Annotated in this window: 4 protein-coding genes and 2 pseudogenes; 4 read left to right on the top strand and 2 right to left on the bottom strand. The window is 59.3% G+C overall.

Annotated features, from left to right (window positions below):
• The 3 genes and pseudogenes from GD429_RS39905 to phaR all read left to right on the top strand — a co-directional run.
• Positions 1-134, top strand: a pseudogene (locus GD429_RS39905) (acetyl-CoA C-acetyltransferase); the annotation flags it as partial.
• A gap of 122 nt (positions 135-256) precedes the next feature.
• Positions 257-997 (top strand): 3-ketoacyl-ACP reductase, encoded by a 741-nt coding sequence (locus GD429_RS39900; RefSeq protein WP_096471049.1) that lies wholly within the window; start codon positions 257-259, stop codon positions 995-997.
• Positions 998-1,116: 119 nt separating this feature from the next.
• Positions 1,117-1,683: a polyhydroxyalkanoate synthesis repressor PhaR gene (gene phaR / locus GD429_RS39895; protein ID WP_152865717.1), complete on the top strand. Its 567-nt coding sequence runs from the start codon at positions 1,117-1,119 to the stop codon at positions 1,681-1,683.
• A 417-nt stretch (positions 1,684-2,100) separates the two neighbouring features.
• Here the strand turns inward: phaR and GD429_RS39890 are convergent, their stop codons facing one another.
• Both GD429_RS39890 and GD429_RS39885 read right to left on the bottom strand, forming a co-directional pair.
• Positions 2,101-2,352 carry a hypothetical protein gene (locus GD429_RS39890; RefSeq protein WP_152865719.1) on the bottom strand — a complete coding sequence of 84 codons (252 nt, stop codon included), beginning with the start codon at positions 2,350-2,352 and terminating at the stop codon, positions 2,101-2,103.
• Positions 2,353-2,901: 549 nt separating this feature from the next.
• Complete coding sequence (locus tag GD429_RS39885) at positions 2,902-3,852, bottom strand: exo-alpha-sialidase (protein ID WP_152865715.1); 951 nt, start codon at positions 3,850-3,852, stop codon at positions 2,902-2,904.
• A gap of 293 nt (positions 3,853-4,145) precedes the next feature.
• On the opposite strand from GD429_RS39885, the pseudogene GD429_RS39880 reads away from it, so the two are divergent.
• Positions 4,146-4,277: pseudogene (locus GD429_RS39880) on the top strand (IS256 family transposase); the annotation flags it as partial.

Below are 4,277 nucleotides of genomic sequence, written 5' to 3'. Positions count from 1 at the left end.
CGATCGGTGCGTCGGGCTGCCGGATCCTGGTGACGCTGCTGCACGAGATGGCCAAGCGCGATGCGAAGCGCGGGCTGGCGTCGCTGTGCATCGGCGGCGGGATGGGCGTCGCGCTCGCGGTCGAGCGTCCGTAACCGGTCAACCGTTACCGGCGAACCGAATCCGTGCGCCGGCCGATTGCGGTTTCGGCCGGCGCCACGTGAAGTCAGAGCGGGCCTCCGGCAGCTCTCGAAACCAAAAGAATGGAGTGAGATCTATGTCTCAGCGAATTGCGTACGTAACGGGCGGGATGGGCGGCATCGGCACCAGCATCTGCCAGCGTCTGTCGAAAGACGGCTTCAAGGTCGTGGCCGGCTGTGGCCCGAACTCGCCGCGGCGCGTGAAGTGGATCGAGGACCAGAAGGCACTCGGCTACGATTTCATCGCGTCGGAAGGCAACGTCGGCGACTGGGAATCGACCAAGGACGCGTTCGACAAGGTCAAGGCCGAAGTCGGCGAGATCGACGTGCTGGTCAACAACGCGGGCATTACGCGCGACGTCGTGTTCCGCAAGATGACGCACGAAGACTGGACCGCCGTGATCGACACCAACCTGACGAGCCTGTTCAACGTGACGAAGCAGGTGATCGACGGGATGGTCGAGCGTGGCTGGGGCCGGATCATCAACATTTCGTCGGTGAACGGCCAGAAGGGGCAATTCGGCCAGACCAACTACTCGACCGCGAAGGCCGGCATCCACGGCTTCACGATGTCGCTCGCGCAGGAAGTCGCGACGAAGGGCGTGACGGTCAACACCGTGTCGCCGGGCTACATCGGCACCGACATGGTGAAGGCGATCCGCCCCGACGTGCTGGAGAAGATCGTCGCGACGATCCCGGTGCGGCGTCTCGGCGGGCCGGAGGAAATCGGCTCGATCGTCGCGTGGCTCGCGTCGAACGATTCCGGCTTCGCGACGGGCGCCGACTTCTCGCTGAACGGCGGCCTGCACATGGGCTGAACGCCCGGGCTGCGCGGGCCGGGTGGCCGCGCGGCCGGGTGTGTTCCGAAGGCCCCCGCCTCCCGGATTCGGGCGGCGGGGATTCGTCACTTACGCTACGCTGCACTGAAAGGCGTTACATGACCACTACAAAGAAGACGGCCGAACGGCTCATCAAGAAGTACCCGAACCGCCGGCTCTACGATACCGAGACAAGCACGTACATCACGCTCACCGATGTGAAGCAACTCGTGCTGGAGCAGGAGGATTTCAAGGTCGTCGATGCGAAATCCAGCGAAGACCTGACGCGCAGCATCCTCCTGCAGATCATCCTCGAAGAGGAAAGCGGTGGCGTGCCGATGTTCTCGTCGTCGATGCTGTCGCAGATCATCCGTTTCTACGGTCATGCGATGCAGGGCATGATGGGCACGTACCTGGAAAAGAACATCCAGGCGTTCATCGACATCCAGAACAAGCTCGCGGATCAGTCGAAGAACCTGTACGAAGGCAACGCGATGAATCCGGAAGTCTGGTCGCAGTTCATGAACATGCAGGCGCCGATGATGCAAGGGATGATGACGAGCTACATCGAGCAGTCGAAGAACATGTTCGTGCAAATGCAGGAGCAGATGCAGAACCAGGCGAAGTCGATGTTCAGCACGTTCCCGTTCAAGCAGCCTGGTCCCACGGAGCCGGAGAAGAAGTAGCGATGTCTCGGCAGGCCGGCCGCGGCGGCGCGAGCCGTCGGGCGTCGGTGCCGTGCGGCGAGGTGGCGCGGGTCGCCTGATCGCGTGCTCGGGTACGACGATGCGCGGCTGTCGCCTGCCGGAAGATATCGCCGACGATCGTTCATGATCGTCGGCATAGCATGCTCGCGCCGAGTGTGAGGCGGGCATGGCCGTTGTCCAGTCGATCGAGATGCGGAAATGTGGCCGATCGGCGATGGAGACGACGCGGTGTGGTTTGAGCGGTGCCTGACCGCGGCGATGTTTTCGTGAGTGCAGGACTGGATTGAGCCCGCTCCGGCGTTTTTTTGCGCTCTCGTCGCTCGAGTGATTTCACGCAACGCGGGCCGGACGTATGCGATTGCCGGTGGCACGCCGACGGGACCGGCCCGGATTGTTTCACTGCGCCGGGAATCCTTGCTCGTCGTCGTGCGGAGGAAGATCGAGCACGAGCTTGACCGCGCTGTAGTTGGCCTTCAGCGAAAACACGCGGCCGATCACGAGAAACGTCTGTTGCGAATTCTCGATCTCGACGAAGTCGCCGGGTTGCGGCACGTGGGCACCCTGGTCGTAGGAAAAGCTGGTGCTGGTTTGCTCGCCGATGGTTTCGGCAGCGTGCTCGGTAAATTCGATCGTGATGTGGGTGGTCATGCGAGCCCCGTTGGGTAATTGAAAAAAAGCGGACGCTGCGATTTTCGCATAGCGGCAGGGCGGTTTCGGGGCGATTCCGGCGCGGTGGCGTTTGCCGATCACGCCCGTCATCTGATCGCATCGCCCTGAAAGGGATGGATCGGTTTCCCAAGTCGAATCGGGGCGCCCGCGCGAGGCGCACATTGTCGTCGTGGTCCGTTGCGTCGCAACCGCCGGTTTGGGCTCGCTGACCGATAAATAGCTGTAAACCCACGCTATTGCTGCCACGCCCCCACACGCTAGATGTCCCAATCCCCCAAAGCAGGTTCGTATCCCTCGGCTGGCCGAAAGTTATTAGATATAACCTCGGTCCCGTATGACGGTTTGAATTGTGCAGAGACTTGCTCGCGGTCGCGTTGGCGGGCAGATGGCCGGCAGCTGCCCGCGTCGGCCGATAGCCCAGCTGCAGCTATCGGCCGTATGCCCGCCTGACCTCTTATGCGGACTTGCTAGCGGGCCGGCGGGGATAGGAGAAGACCTTGAAAATAATCGCGCCGGCGATGGGTCGCATCATTGTTCTTCCATTGATGCATAGGGGATCGCTAGATCCGGTTGCCAGTTGATGCCGTCGGACGTCGATGTGTAAAAAATGCTCGAATCGGTGGCGCTTTGGTGCGCCAGGTAAAGTTTGTTATTGAGCACAGCCAATGAAACCGGCGCGTTGGTCTGGGGAATGCCCAGGAGAAGTTCCATCGGGAATTGCCAGTTAACACCATCGGACGTCCACGTGTAATAGATGTTGGTGTTGGAGTCGGGGGAGCCTTTATACGCCAGGTAAAGATTCCCTTTGAATGCTGCCAACGCAACTGGCACGGTGGTCGAGACAACTTCGGGTCGTACTATATTCTCCTGTACCCAGTTAATGCCATCGGATGACGACGTGTAGAAAATTTTGGAGTCGGAGGCGCCTTTGTGCGCCAAGTACAACTTCGTGCCAAATGCGGCCAATGCAACCGCCTGGGTAGTCTTGGCGACGCCCGAAAGGACCGGAGTCGGCGATGGCGCCCAGCTTGAGCCGTTGAATGTCGTGGTATAGATGTTGTTGCTGGAGGCCTGTTTGAACGCCAGGTACAGCTTCGTCTTGAAGTCCGCCAATGCGACCGGATTGTCGCTTTTGCAATTCTGAACGCCCCTATCATTCCCCCATTGTGAGCCATTGGTTGAATTGAAATAAACTTGGGTGTCGGCCCCGGAACCTTTGTGAGCCATATACAAATTCGCATTGAATGCTGCTAATGCAATGGCTTGATTGGTCGTGTCGATGTTATTGACTGGGGTAGGGCGCGACCAGTCTGTGCCATTGTATGTTTGGTATTGCATTTTTGTGGTTTTTTGATCTTTATAGACCAAGTACAACTTCCCGTTGAATGCGGCAATTGCAGGCCAGTTCGCTGTCTGGGCTGCGTCGGTGGAAACGTCTTGGTCGTTTTCTTCGTCAACAAGCCGATTGTTGTCATTCATGATATGACCCTCTGGATTATTAATGGAGCTAGACTGGCCGATGTATTTGGGCCGGCACGTGAAACTTGAAAGCTCACGTGCAATAAACGTAGTCTTGTTCATGAGGCTGAGCCATTACACTCGATTACGCGCCTATGCCATCCGGACGTAGCGCGATTTGATGGGGCTGAGCCTGCGGCGACTCGGCGCGGCTTGGGCGATTCGGCCTCTCGACTTCCGGACGGAGTCGGCGGACCTATCCGTCATTTCGTGGGCGGGGCATATCATGAGGTATAAAAGTCATGGATATGCCGATGAAGAAGAAGAGGCAAACCGTAGCGCGTCAGGCAGCGGCCCGCGGGCCGCTGCCTGAGTTGCCCAAGGAACTGCTGGACCAGTTGGTCAAGGGGCCGATGACGCCGACCGAGGTTCAGGATCTGATGCTG

The sequence above is a fragment of the Burkholderia sp. BE17 genome, from assembly GCF_009362305.1.
Lineage (GTDB): Bacteria > Pseudomonadota > Gammaproteobacteria > Burkholderiales > Burkholderiaceae > Burkholderia > Burkholderia pyrrocinia_C.
The sequence above is the reverse complement of the archived record's forward strand: the minus strand, read 5'-3'. Positions and strand labels throughout refer to the sequence as shown.

What these genes read in the sequence shown, in the direction of transcription:
- phaR (WP_152865717.1), top strand. Translation starts at nt 1,117, where the DNA reads ATGACCACTACAAAGAAGACGGCCGAACGGCTCATCAAGAAGTACCCG.
- GD429_RS39890 (WP_152865719.1), bottom strand. Translation starts at nt 2,352, where the DNA reads ATGACCACCCACATCACGATCGAATTTACCGAGCACGCTGCCGAAACC.
- GD429_RS39885 (WP_152865715.1), bottom strand. Translation starts at nt 3,852, where the DNA reads ATGAATGACAACAATCGGCTTGTTGACGAAGAAAACGACCAAGACGTT.
- GD429_RS39900 (WP_096471049.1), top strand. Translation starts at nt 257, where the DNA reads ATGTCTCAGCGAATTGCGTACGTAACGGGCGGGATGGGCGGCATCGGC.